This window comes from Streptomyces sp. CC0208 (assembly GCF_003443735.1).
Classification (GTDB): domain Bacteria; phylum Actinomycetota; class Actinomycetes; order Streptomycetales; family Streptomycetaceae; genus Streptomyces; species Streptomyces sviceus.
In genome coordinates this window covers 4914335-4934364 of sequence record NZ_CP031969.1, presented here as the reverse complement: position 1 = coordinate 4934364, position 20030 = coordinate 4914335, and the positions used below count along the sequence as shown (strand labels likewise).

The 20030-nt window shown below is 72.7% G+C and carries 18 protein-coding genes; 7 read left to right on the top strand and 11 right to left on the bottom strand.

Annotated features, from left to right (window positions below; all coding sequences use genetic code 11):
* Nucleotides 1-28 precede the first annotated feature (28 nt).
* From D1369_RS22705 to D1369_RS22690, 4 genes are all read left to right on the top strand, one after another.
* On the top strand, nucleotides 29-1372 hold the full coding sequence (locus D1369_RS22705; protein WP_037900544.1) for an MFS transporter: 1344 nt from the start codon (nucleotides 29-31) through the stop codon (nucleotides 1370-1372).
* Between the two features lie 62 nt (nucleotides 1373-1434).
* Complete coding sequence (locus D1369_RS22700) at nucleotides 1435-1938, top strand: hypothetical protein (protein WP_007382859.1); 504 nt, start codon at nucleotides 1435-1437, stop codon at nucleotides 1936-1938.
* A 13-nt stretch (nucleotides 1939-1951) separates the two neighbouring features.
* Entirely contained in the window at nucleotides 1952-2617 is a 666-nt protein-coding gene (locus tag D1369_RS22695) for a futalosine hydrolase (protein WP_007382860.1), read from the top strand.
* Complete coding sequence (locus tag D1369_RS22690; RefSeq protein WP_007382861.1) at nucleotides 2607-3455, top strand: 1,4-dihydroxy-6-naphthoate synthase; 849 nt, start codon at nucleotides 2607-2609, stop codon at nucleotides 3453-3455. Before D1369_RS22695 ends, D1369_RS22690 begins: the two co-directional genes overlap by 11 nt.
* Here D1369_RS22690 and D1369_RS22685 read toward each other — a convergent pair.
* Both D1369_RS22685 and D1369_RS44555 read right to left on the bottom strand, forming a co-directional pair.
* Nucleotides 3448-3906, bottom strand: a complete 459-nt coding sequence (locus D1369_RS22685) for a hypothetical protein (protein WP_007382862.1) — start codon at nucleotides 3904-3906, stop codon at nucleotides 3448-3450. The genes D1369_RS22690 and D1369_RS22685 overlap by 8 nt on opposite strands.
* A complete protein-coding gene (locus tag D1369_RS44555; protein ID WP_007382863.1) occupies nucleotides 3906-4289 on the bottom strand; it encodes a cold-shock protein in 384 nt (127 codons plus the stop codon). Before D1369_RS44555 ends, D1369_RS22685 begins: the two co-directional genes overlap by 1 nt.
* Nucleotides 4290-4452: 163 nt before the next feature.
* On the opposite strand from D1369_RS44555, the gene D1369_RS43945 reads away from it, so the two are divergent.
* The gene (locus D1369_RS43945; protein WP_007382864.1) at nucleotides 4453-4713 is read left to right on the top strand and encodes a hypothetical protein; all 261 of its coding nucleotides are present in this window, start codon (nucleotides 4453-4455) and stop codon (nucleotides 4711-4713) included.
* Here D1369_RS43945 and D1369_RS22670 read toward each other — a convergent pair.
* Together D1369_RS22670 and D1369_RS22665 are read right to left on the bottom strand one after the other, a co-directional pair.
* Entirely contained in the window at nucleotides 4680-5330 is a 651-nt protein-coding gene (locus D1369_RS22670) for a haloacid dehalogenase-like hydrolase (protein WP_007382865.1), read from the bottom strand. The genes D1369_RS43945 and D1369_RS22670 overlap by 34 nt on opposite strands.
* 79 nt (nucleotides 5331-5409) lie before the next feature.
* Nucleotides 5410-6453 (bottom strand): hypothetical protein, encoded by a 1044-nt coding sequence (locus D1369_RS22665; RefSeq protein WP_007382866.1) that lies wholly within the window; start codon nucleotides 6451-6453, stop codon nucleotides 5410-5412.
* Between the two features lie 156 nt (nucleotides 6454-6609).
* Here D1369_RS22665 and D1369_RS22660 point away from each other — a divergent pair, with 156 nt between their 5' ends.
* The gene (locus D1369_RS22660) at nucleotides 6610-9123 is read left to right on the top strand and encodes a helicase-associated domain-containing protein (RefSeq protein ID WP_037900546.1); all 2514 of its coding nucleotides are present in this window, start codon (nucleotides 6610-6612) and stop codon (nucleotides 9121-9123) included.
* Nucleotides 9124-9130: 7 nt separating this feature from the next.
* Here the strand turns inward: D1369_RS22660 and D1369_RS22655 are convergent, their stop codons facing one another.
* The 6 genes from D1369_RS22655 to fxsA form a co-directional block, all read right to left on the bottom strand.
* Nucleotides 9131-9673, bottom strand: a complete 543-nt coding sequence (locus D1369_RS22655; RefSeq protein WP_037900548.1) for a hypothetical protein — start codon at nucleotides 9671-9673, stop codon at nucleotides 9131-9133.
* A 65-nt stretch (nucleotides 9674-9738) separates the two neighbouring features.
* Nucleotides 9739-10788: an HEXXH motif-containing putative peptide modification protein gene (locus tag D1369_RS22650; protein WP_162951031.1), complete on the bottom strand. Its 1050-nt coding sequence runs from the start codon at nucleotides 10786-10788 to the stop codon at nucleotides 9739-9741.
* A 46-nt stretch (nucleotides 10789-10834) separates the two neighbouring features.
* Nucleotides 10835-12040, bottom strand: coding sequence for an FxsB family cyclophane-forming radical SAM/SPASM peptide maturase (locus D1369_RS22645; RefSeq protein ID WP_118082585.1), 1206 nt, complete (start codon nucleotides 12038-12040; stop codon nucleotides 10835-10837).
* A gap of 146 nt (nucleotides 12041-12186) precedes the next feature.
* A complete protein-coding gene (gene fxsT, locus D1369_RS22640) occupies nucleotides 12187-16209 on the bottom strand; it encodes an FxSxx-COOH system tetratricopeptide repeat protein (protein WP_007382871.1) in 4023 nt (1340 codons plus the stop codon).
* Nucleotides 16199-17611 carry an FxsC protein gene (gene fsxC, locus D1369_RS22635; protein WP_007382872.1) on the bottom strand — a complete coding sequence of 471 codons (1413 nt, stop codon included), beginning with the start codon at nucleotides 17609-17611 and terminating at the stop codon, nucleotides 16199-16201. Before fsxC ends, fxsT begins: the two co-directional genes overlap by 11 nt.
* 146 nt (nucleotides 17612-17757) lie before the next feature.
* Nucleotides 17758-17940 carry an FxSxx-COOH cyclophane-containing RiPP peptide gene (gene fxsA / locus D1369_RS22630; RefSeq protein ID WP_158680136.1) on the bottom strand — a complete coding sequence of 61 codons (183 nt, stop codon included), beginning with the start codon at nucleotides 17938-17940 and terminating at the stop codon, nucleotides 17758-17760.
* Nucleotides 17941-18110: 170 nt separating this feature from the next.
* Here fxsA and D1369_RS22625 point away from each other — a divergent pair, with 170 nt between their 5' ends.
* Nucleotides 18111-19754 (top strand): DNA repair helicase XPB, encoded by a 1644-nt coding sequence (locus tag D1369_RS22625; RefSeq protein WP_007382874.1) that lies wholly within the window; start codon nucleotides 18111-18113, stop codon nucleotides 19752-19754.
* Between the two features lie 8 nt (nucleotides 19755-19762).
* Here D1369_RS22625 and D1369_RS22620 read toward each other — a convergent pair whose 3' ends face one another.
* Nucleotides 19763-19945, bottom strand: a complete 183-nt coding sequence (locus D1369_RS22620) for a hypothetical protein (RefSeq protein WP_037900554.1) — start codon at nucleotides 19943-19945, stop codon at nucleotides 19763-19765.
* Nucleotides 19946-20030: the final 85 nt, after the last annotated feature.

Here is a 20030-nt window from a genome sequence, read left to right as displayed (position 1 = left end):
CACCGGGATCGGTGGCGGCACGGGCCGGATGACAGGGCCCGTGCGCGCTGTCGGCCGTGCCCTGCACTTCCCGTTCACCGGTACGGCCCGCGGCATCCGCAGGGCGACCCACGCGCACGGGGCGGGCGAGTCCGGCCTCGGAAAGCTGATCGAACTGCACGCCGTCAACGGCGCGGGGGATGTGATGATCACCGTCGCGCTGGCCTCGACGGTGTTCTTCTCGGTGCCGACCGACGAGGCCCGCGGGCGCGTCGCCCTGTACCTCGCGATCACCATGGCGCCCTTCACGGTCCTCGCGCCGGTGATCGGCCCGCTCCTCGACCGCCTTCCGCACGGCCGTCGCGCCGCCATGGCGGGCGCCATGCTCGCCCGGGCGATGCTGGCGCTGATCATCGCCGGGGCGGTCGCCACGGGCAGCCTGGAGCTGTATCCGGCGGCCCTCGGCGTACTGGTGGCCTCCAAGGCGTACGGCGTCGTCAGAAGCGCGGTCGTGCCCCGTCTGCTCCCGCCCCGCTTCTCCCTCGTCAAGGCGAACTCCCGCGTCACCCTCGGCGGACTGCTGGCCACCGGGATCGCGGCCCCGGTCGGCGCGGGGCTCCAGGCCATCGGACCGCGCTGGCCGCTCTACGGCGCCTTCGTGATCTTCATCGCCGGGACGTTCCTGTCCTTCTCGCTGCCGCCGAAGGTCGACTCGGCCAAGGGCGAGGACGTGGCCCTGCTCGCCGCCGACGAGGAGCATCTGCACGGCCCGCACCTCAAGCCGGTCAAGCGGCCCGGACTGCGCACGGTCGGCACCGCCGTCACCCACGCCCTCGGCGCGAACGCCGCCCTGCGCTGGCTGTCCGGTTTCCTCACCTTCTTCCTCGCCTTCCTGCTGCGCGAGCATCCGCTGACCGGCGAGAGCGCGGCGGTCTCGCTGGGCCTGGTGGCCGTGTCGGCGGGTGCGGGCAACGCGCTCGGCACGGCGGTCGGCGCCTGGCTCAGGTCGCGGGCGCCGGAGATCATCATCTTCACGGTGGTGGCCATCGTGCTGGGCGCGGCGATCACGGCGGCGATCTTCTTCGGGGCGTTCCTGGTGGCGTGTCTGGCCGCGGTCGCCGGGTTCTCGCAGGCCCTGTCCAAGCTGTCCCTGGACGCACTGATCCAGCGGGACGTGCCCGAACTGGTCCGCACCTCGGCGTTCGCCCGCTCCGAGACGCTGCTCCAGGTGTCCTGGGTGTTCGGGGGCGCGGTGGGCATCGTGATGCCGCTCAACGGCTACCTGGGCCTCTCGGTGGCCGCCGCGGTCGTCGCCGCGGGCTGGCTGGCCACCGCGCGGGGGCTGCTCAGCTCGGCCCGGCGCGGCAGCTCCTCCACGGCGCGAGTGGCGTAACGAACAGGGCTCGCCGCACCCCGCATAAAGAGAGTGCTGTACCCGCCCGATAGCCTTCCGCCATGACCACGCTGCAATCCGATGTGCGACGCCGCCGCGCCGTCGCCGCCGCCGGCCTCGTTTCCGCCGGACTGCTCGTCCTGTCGGCCTGCGACAAGCCGACGCCGCGCGTCACCGTCACGGTCGGTTCGACCTCGGTGAGCTCCGAGGCCGTCTGCTACGACGACGGAAACGACCTCGGCCAGGCCAAGGCGACCAAGTGCGCCCTGGAGAAGTCGGACGTCAAGACGATCAAGGTCAAGCAGAGCGAGACCCTGCGCGTCGGCGTCGACCAGAAGGTCGCGGACACCGGCTGGGCGCTGTGGATCAACGGCCAGCAGATGACCTACGTGTACAAGAAGTCGTACTACGCCTTCGACGGCGTCGACCTCTTCGCCCAGCAGCAGGGCCAGGCCCCGCAGAAGACGCTGTACATCAGCATCGTCGAGCAGGACAAGCAGTCCACCGGCCAGAGCAAGGCGTACAAGGGCGTGTGGAACTTCAAGCTGGAGAACTCCGACTACTGATCCGCCGAAGCCGATGCGCATCCTCGTGGCCACCGCCGTCCCCGTCGAACGGGACGCGGTGGCCCGTGCGTTCCCGGGCCCGGTGCCGGGCGTCGACGTCCTCGCCGTGGGGGTCGGGCCCGCCCTCGCCGCCGCCTCCACCGCCACCGCGCTCACCCGGGCCGCGCTGGCGGGTGCTCCCTACGGCCTGGTGGTCTCCGCCGGGATCGGTGGCGGCTTCCTGCCGCACGCGCCGGTCGGCTCCCTCGTCGTCGCCGACGAGATCACCGCGGCCGACCTCGGGGCGGAGACCGCCGACGGGTTCGTGCCGGTGACCGAGCTGGGGTTCGGGGCCGTCACCCACCGCCCGCCCGAGGTACTCGTACGGGCCGCGGCGGCCGCGACCGGGGCGCGGGCCGGCGCCGTGCTCACCGTCTCCACGGTGACCGGTACGGCCGCCCGCGCGAGCGCCCTGCGAGAGCGCCACCCCACCGCCCTCGTCGAGGCCATGGAGGGCTTCGGGGTCGCCGAGGCGGCCGGGGCGCACGGGGTGCCCGTGCTGGAGATCCGTGCCGTGTCCAACCCGGTCGGTCCGCGCGACCGGGCCGCCTGGCGCATCGGCGACGCGCTCGCGGCCCTGACGGAGGGGTTCGGGAAGCTGACGCCCGTACTGGAGAGTTGGGAACACCATGACGACTGAGCCGCTGCAGATCGCGTACTCCCCCTGCCCGAACGACACGTTCGTCTTCGACGCCCTCGCCCATGGCCGGGTGCCCGGGGCGCCCGCGCTGGACGTGACCTTCGCCGACATCGACGTCACCAACGGGATGGCGGAGCGCGGTGAGTTCGATGTGCTGAAGGTGTCGTACGCCGTGCTGCCGTACGTCCTCGACGAGTACGCGCTGCTGCCGTGCGGGGGCGCGCTGGGGCGGGGCTGCGGACCGCTGGTGCTCAGCCGGGAGGCCGGCCTGGACCTCGCCGGCCGCACCGTCGCCGTGCCCAGCGAGAAGTCCACGGCGTATCTGCTGTTCCGGCTGTGGGCCGCGGACGTGGTGCCGGGCGGGGTGGGCGAGATCGTCGTCATGCCGTTCCACGAGATCATGCCGGCCGTGCGGGACGGCAAGGTGGACGCGGGGCTCGTCATCCACGAGGCGCGGTTCACGTACCAGAACTACGGGCTGCACAAGCTCGCCGACATGGGCGAGCACTGGGAGAACACCACGGGGCTGCCCATCCCGCTGGGCGCGATCATCGCGAAGCGGTCGCTGGGGGCGGAGCGGCTGTCGCTGCTCGCCGAGTCCATCCGGATGTCGGTGCGGGCCGCCTGGGACGAGCCCGAGGTGTCCCGGCCCTATGTCATGGAACATGCGCAGGAGATGGATCCCGCGGTCGCCGATCAGCACATCGGTCTGTACGTCAACGAGTTCACCGCGGAGCTCGGCGAGGACGGATATGCGGCGATTCGAGGGCTGTTGACCCGCGCGGCCGCGGAATGCCTTGTGCCTGCTTTGCGACCCGACGCGTTGTCGTTTATCTGAGGCGCCCCTTTGGGATGTTCGGCCATTGGGCCAGTTTCAACATTTCCAGGACCCGGTGGATGAGGAAGCCCGCCAGCGGGAGTTCCACACCCACCGCCAATGCCACCGACCACCACACGTCGGGGGTGCCCAGGGCCAGCGACACGTCGAACCACGCGTCGCAGAGCAGCAGGGCACCCGTCGACACGGCCGCCACCACGACCCCCCGGTGGCGGCGCCAGCCGAGCAGGGCCGTGGCGGCCATCGCGACAAGAAGCAGGACGTCGAAGCCGACCCAGGTGGTGCGCCACTGGCGGACCGTGTACCCGCTGGGCAGCGTGACGGCCAGCAGGATCGTCCAGGGGACGAGTCCGATGGCGCACACGGTCAGCAGTTCCAGCGTGTGGCGCCGCTGCCGCTGGATGTGCTCCAGCAGCTGGGGGGACGGTTCCTCGGTCTGTATCTCGCTCACTACACGTCGAGTTGGTCGGCGACCGCTCGGAGGAGACCTGCGATCTTCCCGCCGGCGGCCTTGTCGGGGTAGCGGCCGCGCTCCAGCATCGGTGTGATGTTCTCCAGGAGGGTCGTCAGATCCTGGACGATGGAGGCCAGTTCGTCGGGCTTCTTGCGGGTCGCCGCCGCGACCGAGGGGGTCGGGTCCAGGATGGCCACCGAAAGAGCCTGATCACCGCGCTGCCCCGCGACCACTCCGAACTCCACCCGCTGCCCGGGCTTCAGCGTCTCGACTCCGGCGGGGAGGACCGAGGAATGGACGAAGACGTCGCCGCCGTCGTCGCGGGAGAGAAAGCCGAAGCCCTTCTCACTGTTGAACCACTTGACCTTGCCGGTAGGCACGTCTGTCCTCGTCCTCGTACTCGTCGGAAAACTGCTTCTGAAACGGCTCTTGATAGCACTGGGGCGGGTCGTCGGGACCCGCCGGTACCAAGGCTAATGGTCTTCAGGCCGGTGACAAGACGTCACCCGGTTGTTCCTTCGCGCAGGGAACTACCCTGGTCCGGTGCGTGACAAAACCCAAACGAATTCCGCCGCTCCCGGTGACCGACTGATCCGTGCCGGAGCCATCGTGTTCTTCATCGGAGCGGTGGCCACTCTGGTCACCGTGGCCCCGTTCCTGCTCGGAACGACGCCTTTTCCGACATACATGTTCGGATTGAGCATGCTCATGGCCGTCGGCTTCGTGGTGGCCGGTGCGGGAGTGCTGCAATCGGTCGCGGCCGGAAGGCGTCAGGCGCGGGCCGGAACGCCGTCCGGACGGTAGTCCGAAAACCACCCCGGAAACTCGGTGAGATCGCCGAGGACCACATCGGCTCCGGCCTCGGTCAGTTCCTCGGCGGTGCACGGGCCGGTGGGCACCGCGACCGACAACGCCTCGGCGATCCGCGCCCCGCGCACATCGCCGGTGTGGTCGCCGACGTACACGCTCGCGCCGTGCTCGCGCAGGGCCTCGCCCTTCTGCTCGGCCCACAGGTTGCCGATCACCGCGTCGGGCTCCAGGCCCAGGTGCCTCATGTGCAGTTTGGCGTTGGGCTCCCACTTGGCCGTCACGACGATCGCCCGCCCGCCGGCCGCCTGTACGGCGCCGATGGCCTCGCGGGCGCCGGGCATCGCCAGCGTGCCGGTGATGGCGTACGTCGGGTAGATCTCGCGGTAGAGGTCCGCCATGGCCGGGATCCGGTCCGCCGGGAACCAGTACGCCATCTCCTCCTGCAGCGGCGGCCCGAGCCGCGTCACCACCAGGTCGGCGTCGACGTACGTCCCGGTCCGCTCGGACAGTTCCACCCAGCAGGCGTGGATGCCGGGGCGGGAGTCTATGAGCGTCATGTCGAGATCGAAGCCGACGGTGGGACCGGGGGCGGAGATGCTTGCAGAGGCCATATGAGCCATTGTGCCCAAGCAGTACGGCCGTCGGACAACGATTTCCCGTGGCCTGATTCCCCTGGCCCGGCTCCCGCCCCTACCGCCGCCGCTGCGAGCGCCACACCAGGAACAGCGCCGACGCCACGGCCGCCCCCCGCACGACCCACGGCCAGGTCTCGGCGATCGCGTCGCTCATGTGGCCCTGGGCGATCGGCTCGCCCCAGCGGCCCTCGTTCCGCCCCCACAGCCAGACGATCCCCGCGGTGAGCGAGAGGCTCGGCAGGAACACGACGGCCCATTTGGTCTCGGCGTCGGTCAGCCGGGGCGAGGCCCACGCGATGAGCCAGCCGACGACCAGGACGAGCAGGTTGCCGAGCACGGCACCGGCGACGAGCAGGGCGGCGGCGAGCAGCAGGAGGGGGTTGCTCCAGCCGCCGGGACCGGAGAACCGGCGGCGGGCCGAGGCGACCTCGACGACCGGCTCCACGGCCTTGGCCCTGGCGGCCGTCCTCGGCTTCCACCAGGCCTTCCGGGCCTTCACCAGCGGCGCGGGCGCCGCCTGCTCCACGGCGGGCGCGGGTTCGGGTTTCGTCTCCTCCTTGGGCGGCGGAGGCTTCAGCAGCTCCGGGATCTCCACCCCGCCCACGAACCCCGGCACGCTGTCCCCGATGCCGAAGGGACTGCTGTCCACCCGCCACCAGTCGGGCTGCGCCGCGCTGTCGCCGAGTTCGTCAAGACCCGCCTGGTGGGGCCCGTGGGAGGTGTCGCGGTCGGCGGGAGCGGGCTGCGGCGGGGTGTCGGGGCGCGGCCGGGGCACGACCTTGCGCAGGCCCCTGGGCCGCTCGGTCTCCTCCGTCTCCCGGTCCCGCTGTACGGGCATGGCGACGACCGGCGCCTGCGGGGCGCTGCCCGCCGTGCCGCCGGCGGCGGTGACCACCTCGTCGGGGCTGCCCAGCTTGGCGATGATCCGGCGGACGGCAGCGGGCGAGTCCACGGTGACCTTGGCGCGCCGCCGGTCGATCTCGTTGCGCAGTTCCGAGACGAGCCGCATCCGGGTGGACGACGGCAGCTGCCGCTGCTGCGCGACATCACCGACGCGGCTCAGATACTCGTAGACGACCTGGTCGCTCTCGATACCCACGAAGTCCCCTCCGGGGCGGGTGCGTTGGATACCCCGTGGGACGACGTTAGCGCAGGCAGCCGCCGATCGGACGGGCCCCGGCGTCGAGTGGAACGGTTGCGCGGACGCGGGGTACGGCGCCCCTGCCCCGACCCGCCACCCGCTACCGTTGGTCGGATGAGCAACCCGGCCGTACCGCCGCGCTCCCTCGCGGAAGCGCTCCGGGCCAGGGACGACGTCTCCCTGGCCGCGCTTCTGCGTGCCCGCCCCGACCTCATCACCCCCGTGCCGACCGACCTGACCCAGCTCGCCACCCGGGCCGGGACGCGGGCGTCGGTGGTACGGGCCCTGGAGCGCCTTGACCGGTTCGCGCTCCAGACGGCGGAGGCGCTGGCGGTGGCGGCGGACCCGGCGCCCTACGGCGAACTGCTCGCCCTGCTGACCGGCGACGACGGCGACCCGGCCGTCTCGGCGGCGCTCCCGCGCGCCCTCGGCACCCTGCGGGAGCAGGCCCTGGTGTGGGGCGACGACGACCGGCTCCGCCTGGTCCGCACGGCCCTTGAGCTGCTCGCGCCCTCGCCGCAGCATCCCTCCCCGACCGGGCTCGGGCCGACCGTGCGGGAGGCCACGGCGGGGATGTCGCCGGGCCGCATCCAGGACATCGTCGCGGCGGCGGGGCTCGGCTCGACCCACGACGCGGTTTCCGCGGTGGCGTCGCTGACGGCCCTGTTCGCCGACCGGGGGCGGATGTCGGCACTGCTCGCCGGGCTCCCGGAGGAGTCGCGCCAGGTGCTGTCGCGGCTGGTGTGGGGTCCGCCGTACGGCCAGGTCACCGCCGAGCCGGCGGTCCATCTGCGCCGCCTGCTTGATCTGGGGCTGCTGGTGCCGACGGCGCCCGGGACGGTCGTACTCCCCCGGGAGGCGGCCCTGCATCTGCGTGGCGGCCGGGCGCACCGGGAGGTGGCCCCGCTGCCGCCGGCCGTGGAGCCCGCGGCGACCCACCGTCCACAGGTGGTGGACGCGACGGCGGCCGGGCAGGCGTACACCGCGCTCGCGACCGTCGAGGAGCTGCTGAAGGACTGGGACGAGGGCGGGCCCGCGGTGCTGCGGGCGGGCGGCCTGAGCGTGCGCGACCTCAAGCGCACGGCGGTCGCGCTGGACGTCTCGGAGCCGGTCGCCGCCTTCTGGGTCGAACTGGCCTACGCGGCGGGCCTGCTGGCCTCCGACGGCGAGGCCGACGAGCGGTACGCGGCGACCCCGGCCCACGACGAGTGGCTGGAGCAGCCGGCCGCCCAGCGCTGGGCCAGGCTGGCGGAGGCCTGGCTGACGGCCACCCGGACCTCGGGGCTGGTGGGCGGGCGGGACGCGAAGGACCGCACCCTGTCGGCGCTGGGCCCGGGCCTGGACCGCGGCGCGGCCCCGGACGTACGACACCGGGTGCTGACACTGCTGGCGGGGCTGCCGGAGGGCGCGGCGCCGTCGGCCGAGTCGGTGCTCGCCCGGCTGCGCTGGGAACGGCCACAGCGCCGTGAGGAGGACCTGCGCTCGCGGCTCGCCGAGTGGACGCTGAAGGAGGCGGAACTGCTGGGGGTGACGGGGCGCGGGGCGCTGTCGGGACACGGCCGGGCGCTGCTGGGCGCCACCGCGCCGAAGAGGCCGGACGCGGTGGCGCAGGGCCCTGGGGACAAGCTTCCCGTGCACCATCGCCCCACCGCCGTCCCCGAGCCGCTGTCCCCCACCGAGCAGGCCACCGCCTCCGCCGCGGCGGCCCGGATCCTCGCCCCGCTGCTGCCCGAGCCCCTCGACCACGTCCTGCTCCAGGCCGACCTGACGGCGGTTGCCCCGGGGCCCCTGCAGCGCTCGCTGGCCGAGGTGCTGGACGTCCTGGCCGACGTGGAGTCGAAGGGCGGGGCGACGGTCTACCGCTTCACCCCCGGCTCGGTACGCCGTGCCCTGGACGCCGGCCAGGCCGCTTCGGACCTGCACGCCTTCCTCGCCGCGCACTCCCGGACACCGGTGCCGCAGCCGCTGACGTATCTGATCGACGACGTGGCCCGACGGCACGGCCACCTCAGGGTCGGCGCCGCCTCCGCGTACGTCCGCTGCGACGACGACGCCCTGCTCAACGAGATCCTCGCCGACAAGCGCGCCGCCGGCCTGCGCCTGCGCCGCCTCGCCCCCACGGTCCTGGCCGCCCAGGCGGACCCGGCCTCGCTCCTCGACGGCCTGCGCGCGATGGGCTTCGCCCCGGCCGCCGAGTCCGCGGAGGGCGACGTCCTGATCACCCGCGCCCACGCTCACCGCACCCCGCCGCGCACCGCCCCCGAACCGGTCCCGGACGGCCCCCCGGTCCCCGACGCGACGCTCCTGTCGGCCGCGATCCGGGCCATCCGGGCCGGCGACCTGGCCGCGACGACCCCCCGCAGACAAACCGACCAGCCACAGCCCGCCACCGGCGAACTCCCCCGCACCAGCTCCGCCGAGACCCTCGCCACCATGCAGGCCGCCGTCCTCACCGGCGAGTCCCTCTGGATCGGCTACGTGAACGCCGAGGGCGCCGCCAGCCAGCGCGTCATCGCCCCCGTCCGCGTCGAGGGCGGCTTCGTGACGGCCTACGACCACACGGCGGACGAGGTCCGCACGTATCCGCTGCACCGGGTGACCGGGGTGGCGGAGCTCGCCGGGGAATAGGACCCCCTCAGCACTCGCTGACCGGGGAGTTCGCAGGCAGGCCGAAGTGGGACCGGGCCGCGGATTCCAGCGGGGTGGAGGACACGCCGGTGTCGAGGCCGACGGAGGTGATGGAGCCGAAGTGGGCGGTCAGCCACTCCGCGTTGCCCGCGCCGTCCGGCGGCGCCTCCTGCGACACGACCACGTAGTCGCCGTCGGCCTCCCGTCGCAGCCGCAGCACCTGCGGCACCTCGGCCCCGCTGCACTCCACCAGGCGCCCCGCCCGCACCCCGTACTCCAGACACAGCGTGCTGACACCGGCCCGCACGAGTCCGTCCCGCTCGTCGAGGTCCACCGCCTCCGCCCGGCAGAACCACCGCGCCCGGAGCCCGGCCTCGCTCTCCCCGTACCCGGCGCCGCGCGACTGCTCCACGAGCCGCGCCTCGATGGCCGGCCGCACCTGGTTCCACAGCCGGGGGTCGGTGTCCGAGGACCAGCGGGCCCACGCCCCCGTCGCCACCAGCACTGCCACCGCCCCGACACCAGGTCCCCAGACTCGTGCCGAAGTCACCCCGGAGCTCCTCACCGCCCGCGCGCACCACGCCGGCTCCCCCCGTTCAGACAGGCCCGGGGCGCTCATGGTTGCCCCTGGTCGCCTCCCGACGGAGCGAGAGCCCGGCGCATCTCCTCGGTGAAGCGGCGTCCGGCCGGAAGGAGTTCGCCGCTGCCGAGGAGCGTGTCGACGGCCTCGCAGGTGTATCCGTGCCAGGTGGCGTGCTCCTGCTCGGCCCGGGGATCGGGCCGTGCGGTGGCGCTCTCGGTGCCCCAGAAGTCGCACACGCCCAGGTGGGCGTAGGTGCCCTGGAGGAATGCGTCCAGGGGACGCAGGTCGGGGCGCCAAGGCGCTCGGTAGCGGGCCTGCGACGCCGGGCCGTGCAGCGGGACCAGGTCGAGCAGGGCGCCGAGCTGGACGTGCAGGAACTCGTGGACCAGGGTGAGCGCGAGCAGCACCGGGTCGCCGGGCGGGGAGAGGGCGACGGCGCCGTAGGCCCGGCGGGCCGCGGAGCTGACCGAGGTGCCCCCGGGCGCGGGACGGAGCGGCACCAGGGTGGACAGACAGGCGGCGACGGCCTCGGCGTGCCAGGGGTGGCGGCGGACCAGGACCTGCCAGGCGCCGTCCAGCAGCCACTGCCAGTGGCCCACCTCGTCGGCGGTCTGCACGCCGGCCGGCTGTTGGCCGTGCACGGTGCGGAAGGGGCCGCGGTCGGCCAGCCGCAGCCGCAGGACGACGCCGTCGCACTCGGTGGTCAGCAGTCGCGGCCCGGACAGCGCGGCCGGTCCGCCGCGGACCAGTTCGTCGAACCAGGCGAGGTCGGGGCGGCCGCCACGATCCTGCTCGGCCAGGGCGCCGGCCAGTCCCGCGTCCAGATAGGGGTGGAGGATCGTCTCGTGCCAGCGGTCCGGGTCCTCTCGGCGCATCCGGTCCAGCCGCCGGCAGGACGCGTCGAAATCGGTGTCGTCGGGCAGCGACCGGCGTACGGCCACGGCCAGCAGCATGCGTTTGCTGAGCTGGCCCCGCCGCAGCTCCGCCACGGCGGCGGCGCCGCCCCGGGCGCGGGCGACGGCGTCGAAGGTGGCTCGGGCGACGGTGTGGACGGGGAGGGTGTCGGGAGACAGGGTGGACACGGGGGCTTTGCTCCTCACGGATCGGGGCGGCCGCGGGGCGCAGGCGTCATCGCGGTACCGGCTGCGCGGCCGTGCGCAGGGCCGTGACGTCCCGGCGCAGGCGGGCGGCGATGTGGTCGACGAGGACGGCGAGATCCGGGCAGTACACGGACGGGGCCGCGAAGGGGGTCGGCGTGGCCCCGGGGTGGTAGCGGTGGGCGTACAGGCCACCGCCACAGACCGCCGCGCGGGGGCAGGCCGCGCAGACGGGGCCGAGCCCGGCCCGGCCGCGCTGGCGGGCCCGGAACGCCTCGTGGCGGGCGGCGTCGGCGAAGGTGTGGCGGTGGACGTCCAGCCCGGTCGTGGGGGCTCCGGGATAGGTCACCTTGAGTGAGTCGGCCTGCTCGATGGTGCCGTCGGTCTCGACGACCACGAGGTCGACCGGGGTCAGTCCGACGGCCTCGCTGCGGGCGGTGCCGCCGAGCAGCAGCACCAGGATCTCCTCGAAGAGCCGGATGCCGGTCTCCCGGCGCGGTGCGTCGTACCAGCGGTCGAAGACCGCGCACAGCCATCGCGCGTACGGCACCGGTTCGGCGGGGTGTGCCCCGGGCGCCGTCCGGGGCACGGAGGCGCGGCCACGGAGACCGGGCGGCGGGGTCTGCCAGGTGGCGTGCGGCAGCAGCAGGTCCAGTCGCGGCGGCGAGAACTCCAGCAGCGCCTCGTAGGTCTCCACCGGGTCTGCGTCCAGGTCGATGGTGCACAGCACGCCGGCGTACAGGTCGCGGTGGGGGCCGTCCAGGAGGCGCAGTGCCCGGGCGACATCGGCGTGGCTGCCGCTGCCGCCCGGGCGCCGGCGGTGCCGGTCGTGCGTGGCGGGGGTGCCGTCGAGGCTCACCCCGACGCGCACCCCGTGCCGGGCCAGGACCGGCAGCAGTGCCGGGTCCTCGACGAGCCGCAGGCCGTTGGTCTGGAGGTTGAGCCGCAGCTCCGCCACTCCGTCGAGGGCGCCGGCGAGCTCGCGCAGCACGGCGTCCAGCCGCTCGGCCCCCACCAGCAGCGGTTCGCCGCCGTGCAGCACGACCTGGACCTCGCTCAGGGCATGCTCCCGGGCGTGCTCGGCGATGAGCGCGGCCGCGCGGCGCACGACGCCGGGGGCCATGGTCCGGGGGCGGTCGCGCCAGCTCTGGTCCACCGACTCGTAGACGTAGCAGTAGTCGCATGCGAGATTGCAGCGGCTGTGGATCTTCAGCAGGAACTGCCGGAAGGGAACCATGGACCAGCCTCGCTGGAGCGCACCGGGGCCGCTCCCGCCGACGGCCGGGTCGACACGGGAACGGGGTATGGCGGGTGGCGGCATCCTACAACCCGTCAGCTTCGGTGCTCGTGGGTAACGGGAGGCTCCTGCGCCGCCCCGGTGTCTCACGTGGTCGGCGGCTCGATGTCGGAGTCCAGCCGGACACCGCGGGCGATCGACAGGGTCGTCGGGTGGTCGTCTCCCAGGGTGCGTTTGGCGCGTGCCAGGGCGTCCTCGCGCAGGGCGTCGGCCTCCCCCTCGCGCCCCAGGGCGCGCAGGCTCAGCGACAGGTTGGAGCCGCTGCCGATGACGTCGTAGTGGTCGGGTCCGAGGGCGGCCAGCAGCCCCCGGCGCGCCCTGGCCTCGATGTCGGCGGCCTCCTGGACCCGGCCGACCGCGACCAGGTCGTTGGCGTGGTTGAGCATGCAGCTGTAGGTGTAGGGATGGGTCTCGCCGAGGGCCGTACGCAGGTGTTCCATCGTGCGCTCCGAGAGCGCCAGGGACTCGCCGGTGCGGCCCAGCAGCCTCAGGTACACGGACATGTTGTTGGCGCAGACCAGGGTGACCGGGTGTTCCGCGCCGAGGTAGTCCTTGTAGCGGCCGAGGGCCCGCTGGGCGTAGTCCTCCAGCGCGTGCGCGGTGTCGCCGAGCGCGGCGAGGTCGCTGGCGAGGCTGCACGCGACGGCGAGCGTGTCGTAGTGGTCGGCGCCGTGGGCCTGGAGGTAGCGGTTGTAGATGTCCTGGTCGATGTCGCGGGCCTCGGCGTAACGGCCGTCCCGGCGCAGCGCCACGGCGAGGTTCTTACGGGCCCGCAGGGTGTCGCTGTGTCCGTCGCCGAGCAGCTGTTGGTAGAGGCGGGTGGTCGTCTCCAGCAGGGTCAGCGCCTGCTGGAGCTCCCCGGTCTCGCGCAGGTCGCGGGCGTAGTTGTTGGCCAGGTTCAGGGTGCGCGGCTTCATGCTGCCCTGGTTCTGGCGCTGCCGTTCGTAGGCCGTGCGGTGCAGGTTCAGGGCGGCCCGGCGGTCGCCCGCCAGGTACTCGGACATGCCGAGGTTGTTGGCGTACATCAGGGTCCGTTGATGGTCCTCGCCGAACTCGCGGAGCGCGACGTCGTAGGTGCCGCGGTCGAGTTCGCGGGCCTCCTGGTAGCGGCCGAGGGCCCGCAGGTCGGCGGCGACGTTGCCGGCCGCGGCCAGGGTGGCCGGATACTCCGCTCCCCGGGCGGCGGTGAACTTTTCCAGTACTTCGAGGTCGACCTCGTGGGCCTCCTTCAGCCGCCCCAGGGAGCGCAGCACGTTGCCGAGCTGGGTGCGCAGCAGCAGGGTGTGCGTGTCGTCGAGGCCGCCGCCCGGGAAGTCGGGCCGGCCCCAGCGTTCCAGGGTGCGTTCGGCGAGACCGTGAGCCGTGCTGTAGAGGCTGCGTTTCCACAGGTAGCGCACCGAGTCGATGATCAGCTTGCGCACCTCGGGGTTGGGGTCGGCGGCCGCACGGGACGGCTCCAGGTGGGGCAGGAGTTCGTCGTACTCGTCCCAGTCGGCGGTGGACTCCGGGTTGCCCGGGTTGGCGTCCGCCAGGGCCGCGTGCACCACGCCGCGCAGTTCCGCCCAGCGCGCTCCGCCGACCCCGTCCCGGATGACGGCCTGGACCAGCCGGTGCACGCTGAGGGTCTCACTGCCCTGGTCGCTGCGGGCCAGCCCGTAGCGGTTGAGCAGGCGCAGCAGCTGGGCGATGGCCATCTCGTCGCGGGGTTCGTCGGCGTCCATGGTCAGGGCCCGGGTGACGGCCCGGCCGTAGAGCAGCCGCATGGGGATCGGGTCGGGGCCGAAGAAGGAGCAGATCTCCAGCATCTCGGCCGCGGCCCGGTCGCGCCGGCGCAGGTCGTCCACCGAGATCTGCCAGGTGCGGGCCGCGGAGTTGGGGTACTCCCGGGGCGGCAGCTGGGTGTGGTCGAGGATGTCGGCGGGCCGGTCGCGCAGCTGGGCGAGGTAGCGGTCGACCGGCATGTTGCTCTCGCTCAGCCAGGTCGCCGTCTGCCCCACCGCGAGGGGCAGGTCGCCGAGTTCGTGGGCGATCTGCTCGGCGTCCTCGGCGGAGAGGGACGGGCTGAACCTGTGCAGCAGTTCCACGCTCTCCGCGCGCGTGAACACCTCCACCTCGGCCCGGCCGGCGCTGTTGACCCAGGCCCGGTCCCGGGAGGTGATCAGGACGTGCCCGCCGGGCGGTCCCTCGGGGAGCAGGCCCGCCAGCTCCGTGGGGCTGCCGGCGTTGTCGTACACCAGGAGCCAGCGGTCGAACGGTCGTCCCTGCCCGAGGGCGCGCCGCACGGCCTCGGCGGTGCTGCCGACGTCCTCGCCCTCCTCCAGTTCGAGGTAGGGGGCGAGGTCGGCGAGGGCGGAGCGGATCAGGCCGGGCTGGGCGGCGTTCATCCACCAGACCACGTCGTAGGCCGACTTGTAGCGGTGCGCGTATTCCAGCGCGGTCTGGGTCTTGCCCATTCCGCCGAGCCCGTACAGCACCTGGCTGGGCACGCTGGCGGTGGGGCCTGCGGTGAAATGATCACGCAGCCGTTCCAGCAGCGGACCCCGGCCGGTGAAGGACAGGTTGCGGGACGGCAGGCGCTGGGCCGCCGGGATCGAGCCGGGGAAGCCGGGCAGGCCGGAGAAGGTGCCCGAGGTGGTGCCGTCCGGGAGACGGCGGCCCGGGGGCGGCCCGAGGACGGCGAGAAGCTGGTCGACGGCCTCGGTCGGGCCGCAGCGGCTGAGGTCCGCCACCGCGCTGTCGAGATAGGGCTCGACGGCCGCCGGGTCGAGTTCCTGGACGCGGACGGCGACCAGGCCGGGGCCGCCGACCGTCTCGTGCCCGGTGAGCTGGAGGCGGACGGTCGCGGCCCGTGCCTGCGAGGCGTAGTCGGAGGACAGCAGCGCCAGGACCCTGCCCTGGCCGTTCAGGGTGCCGGACACCTCGGGCAGGACACCGCTCTCCGGGGCGATCGTGCTGTGCAGGGAGACCTGGTAGCCGACCGCCTCCAGGGCCTCCGCCGCCCACTCCGCCCATATGCGGCCCATGGGCGCGTAGCTGAGGTAGATCTGGGCGGGCAGGGCGCGGGGAGCTCGCAGGTAGGCGGCGCGCAGTTCGGCCCGCCGGTCCGCGGGCAGCGGGGCGAGCCGGCGCACCCGGCCGTCCGAGATCCACTCGGTGAGCCGCTCGAACGCGGTGAGCAGCGAACGCTCCTGGTGCGGCCGGTCGGCGACCGTGGCGGGGATCTCCTCGTAGGCGTAGAAGGCCTTGTACGGGATCTCGATCTCGCCCCAGTAGCGGCTGTGGTCCGCTTCCGGCAGCCAGGCCAGGTAGGGCGCGAACTCGGCGCGTGAGAAGTCCCGTCCGGCTTCCAGCCGTTCGGTCTCGGCCTCCTCGACGCGCATGGGGACCGGCAGCACCTTGATGGGGCGGGGCGCGGAGCGCAGTACGGCGGCCGCCGCGTCCACACCGCCGCTGATGCTCTGCACGCTCATGGTGAAGCAGTCGACGAGGATGTCCGGCAGGACGATGGTGCAGATGCCGGAGGTGTCGCTCACGCCCGTCCGGCTGTCGATCAGGACGTAGTCATAGGCGGAGATCATCTCCTCGCGCAGCGCCTGGAGGAAGTGGCCGCCGCCGTGCCGGTCGTAGAAGCTGTGCCAGTTGAAGCTGGTGACGGCCGCGGAGTAGGCGGCCGACTGGCGACCGGCGGGCAGGAAGTCCAGCCGGCCTCCGGAGGGCAGTTCCAGCAGCAGTCCGACGGTGTACGGCGCCAGGTCCGCGGCAGCCTGTAACCAGCCGTCGGCCTCGGCCCCCGCGGTCGCCGCCGGACGGGTCTGCGGGGCGCCGGCGGTCTCCCGGACCGGGGGTGCCTCGGGGCTCAGCACCGTGCGCACATAGGCCTGCACCATGTTGATCAGGCCGGGGGACGAGCGCAGTTCGGGATCGACCAGCAGCGGGTGCAGATAGCGGTGCAGGCCGGGGGCCTCCAGGTCCCAGTCGACCAGCAGGACCCGGTGGCCGCCGCTGGCGAGGATCCAGCCGACGTTGGCGAGCGCCATGGTGCGCCCGGTGCCGCCCTTGTACGAGTAGAACGTGACGATCTTGCCCGGTCCGGTGGGGCTACTGGTCATCGTCTGTGTCCTTCGCGAAGGGTGGGCCGCCGGGCTCCCTGAAGCCGGCCCTCTCTCCGTCGACGTGCCCGGACGGGTCGTGCGGGGGCGAAGGGGCGTCCCAGCGGGGGGTGAGGGTGGTACCGAGGAACGGGAACGACAGGGGCGGGTCGGCGGTGGTGTCCGGAGGGTCGGCCGGGCCCGGGATGGTCAGTTCGCTCAGCGGGGGCGGGGTCGGGCCCGTGGGAAGCCGGTACGGGGTGGTGCTCTCCATCTCCATCAGTCGGTTCTGCGCCACGGTCAGCATCACGGCGAGCCGGTCCTCGAACTCGTCCGCGGTCACCCGGACCCGGAAGAGCGGATCGTGCGGGTCGTTCTGCCGACGCCAGTTGCGCCACAGCACCCTGCTGAGGTCCTGCCAGATCGCATCGCCGACGGACTCCTCGTCGGAGTCATGACAGGGCACGAGAACGCCGGTGGCCGGGCGGTTCTGGCTGTCGTAGTCGGCGAGCGCGTCCCGGTAGGTCCGGGTGCGCACGGCCCAGGGGTCGACGAGCAGGATGCTGGTCTGGTTGTTCACCATCGTCTCGTCGAGGCGGCTGCTCAGCTCGGCGTCGACGACCTCTATGTTGCTGGTGTAGCCCTCGTCACCGATCACCTTCTGCGCCCGGACAGCGACCGTGGGGTGCTTGGGCGGGTGGTACGGCGTCCACTCCCGCGGCGAGCGCCCGTAGTACTCCGGGCGGTGCCGCCCGTCCGGCAGCGCGTCGGCCACCCCTGCGGCCACGAAGACCTGGACGTGCCCGGTACCCGGTTCGGCGGGCCGCTGGTGCTCGGCCACCGGGAACAGCCCCTGCACCTCGCCGAGGTCGAGGTCGGGCGTGAACGGCAGCCGGAACCGGTCGGCCGCGACCCGCACCCGGGCTGCGACCTTCTCGACGACCCTGCGGTAGGTCGGGCCCGTCGGGTCGGTGCGCAGGATCTGCATCAGGCCCTGCGTGGAGTACTCCTCGCCCATGCCGCCCTCGTGGTACTGGAAGCGGGCGATCTCCTCCGGCAGCTCCCCCTCCATGGGCGCCCACAGCACCGGGACCAGCGCGGGCACGTCGATCTCGGTCTCCCGGCGGTACTCCTGCAACCGCTCCCGGAAGGCCGTCCACTCCTTGCCGCAGTACACGCTGATCAGATACGCCGGGGAGTACAGCGCGACGAAGGCACGGCAGTGCCCGACCGCGGCGCCCAGCACCCGCGCCCAGTCCGCGCCCAGTCCGAGCCCTTCGACGTCCCGGAACGGCGGTTGCGCCGCCGGGTCGGCGCCGATCCGCCGGAGCTCCCGCACGAGATCGTCGTAGAAGCGCTTGACGAACTCGTCGGGGCTGTCCTTCCGCGCATAGCTGAGGAAGAAGTACGGCTCCTGAACCAAGGCGTCCCCCGATACCTCCCTGGCCGGCCTGCCGGCATGCCACCTGTACGTCGGAGCACGTCCGGGTCATACCCAGCGCGATGACGGCTCAAGCTGTCGGCTTCGGACATCCGTCCGAGTGTGCCGGAAGGGAGGGTGGGGCGAGGTCAGATCGAGGAATCGAAGGCGGCGTACGGCACGCCGACCGGGTTGACCGCCTCGTCGACCATGCGTCGCAGCACCGCGTTCAGCGCCGTGCCGGGCAGCTCTTCGAGCAGCTCGTCCAGCGCTTCCATGCTCAGGCCTGTGACATCAAGCAGGCATGAGTCGATCCCGGCGCTAGCGTCCATCGGCATCCTTCGCACACACGCGTGCTTTGTCGGGAGCGTGCACGCGAAACCTGCCACACCCTATAGGGAGCGAGCCGCCTGATTCCAGGCGCCACAGGCCGCCCCGCGCCCGCCTCCCACCTGATGGGGCACACTGGAGGTTTGGCCGTGCGGAAGGGATGTGTACGTAGGTGAACGGTCCTCTCATCGTCCAGTCCGACAAGACCCTACTGCTCGAGGTCGACCACGAGCAGGCCGACGAGTGCCGTCGGGCCATCGCGCCGTTCGCCGAGCTGGAGCGGGCGCCGGAGCACATCCACACCTACCGGGTGACCCCGCTGGGGCTGTGGAACGCGCGCGCCGCCGGACACGACGCCGAGCAGGTGGTCGACGCGCTGGTGCAGTACAGCCGGTATCCGGTGCCGCACGCCCTGCTCGTCGACGTCGCCGAGACGATGGACCGGTACGGGCGGCTCACGCTGAGCAAGCATCCCGCCCACGGGCTCGTGCTCACCACCACCGACCGGCCGGTGCTCGAGGAGATCCTGCGCTCGAAGCGGATCATCCCGCTGGTCGGGGCGCGGCTCGACCCGGACACGGTGGCCGTGCACCCCTCCGAGCGCGGGCAGATCAAGCAGACGCTGCTGAAGCTGGGCTGGCCCGCCGAGGACCTCGCGGGGTACGTCGACGGCGAGGCGCACGCGATCGAGCTGGACGAGGACGGGTGGGCGCTCAGGCCCTACCAGAAGCAGGCCGTGGAGAACTTCTGGCACGGCGGCAGCGGGGTCGTGGTGCTGCCCTGCGGTGCCGGGAAGACCCTGGTCGGCGCCGGGGCCATGGCACAGGCCAAGTCGACCACCCTCATCCTCGTCACCAACACCGTCTCGGCCCGGCAGTGGAAGCACGAGCTGGTGAAGCGGACCTCGCTGACGGAGGAGGAGATCGGCGAGTACAGCGGGACGCGGAAGGAGATCCGGCCCGTCACCATCGCCACCTACCAGGTGTTGACGACCCGGCGGAAGGGCGTCTACCCGCACCTGGAGCTCTTCGACTCCCGCGACTGGGGGCTCATCCTCTACGACGAGGTGCACCTGCTGCCGGCGCCCGTCTTCAAGTTCACCGCCGACCTCCAGGCCCGCCGCAGACTCGGACTGACCGCGACCCTCGTGCGGGAGGACGGGCGGGAGTCGGACGTCTTCTCGCTGATCGGGCCCAAGCGGTTCGACGCGCCGTGGAAGGAGATCGAGGCTCAGGGGTACATCGCGCCGGCCGACTGTGTCGAGGTGCGGGTGAACCTGACCGACTCCGAGCGGCTCGCCTACGCCACGGCCGAGCAGGAGGAGAAGTACCGCTTCTGTGCCACGACCGCGACGAAGCGGAAGGTCACGGAGGCGCTGGTACGGCGGTTCGCGGGCCAGCAGATCCTGGTGATCGGCCAGTACATCGACCAGCTCGACGAACTCGGCGAGCATCTGGACGCCCCCGTCATCAAGGGCGAGACCTCCAACGCCCAGCGCGAGAAGCTCTTCGACGCCTTCCGGCAGGGCGAGATCAGCGTGCTGGTGGTGTCGAAGGTGGCGAACTTCTCCATCGACCTGCCGGAGGCGACGGTCGCCATCCAGGTCTCGGGCACCTTCGGCTCCCGCCAGGAGGAGGCGCAACGGCTCGGCCGGGTGCTGCGTCCGAAGGCGGACGGCCACCAGGCCCACTTCTACTCCGTGGTCGCCCGGGACACCATCGACCAGGACTTCGCCGCGCACCGCCAGCGCTTCCTGGCGGAACAGGGGTACGCCTACCGGATCGTGGACGCGGACGAGCTGCTGGCCGAGAGCTGAGCGGGGGGCTACCTGCGGCGGACGCCGACTTCCTCGCCGTACTCGCCGAGTATGACGACGTCGAAGGCGGCGACCGCGAAGACACGGATGGCGCGCAGGGCGTCGCCGAGGCGGTGGGCCCTGTGGTCGCCTGAGACGGGGGTCGCGCCGGACGGGCGACCGGGGGCTGGGGTGAAGGTCGCTGTACTCATGTCTCCATGGTGGCCGAGCAGGCATAAAGAGGGCATCGGTCCCAGGTAGCCCCTTTCTGTGCTACCTGGGTACCGCCCGCGGGTG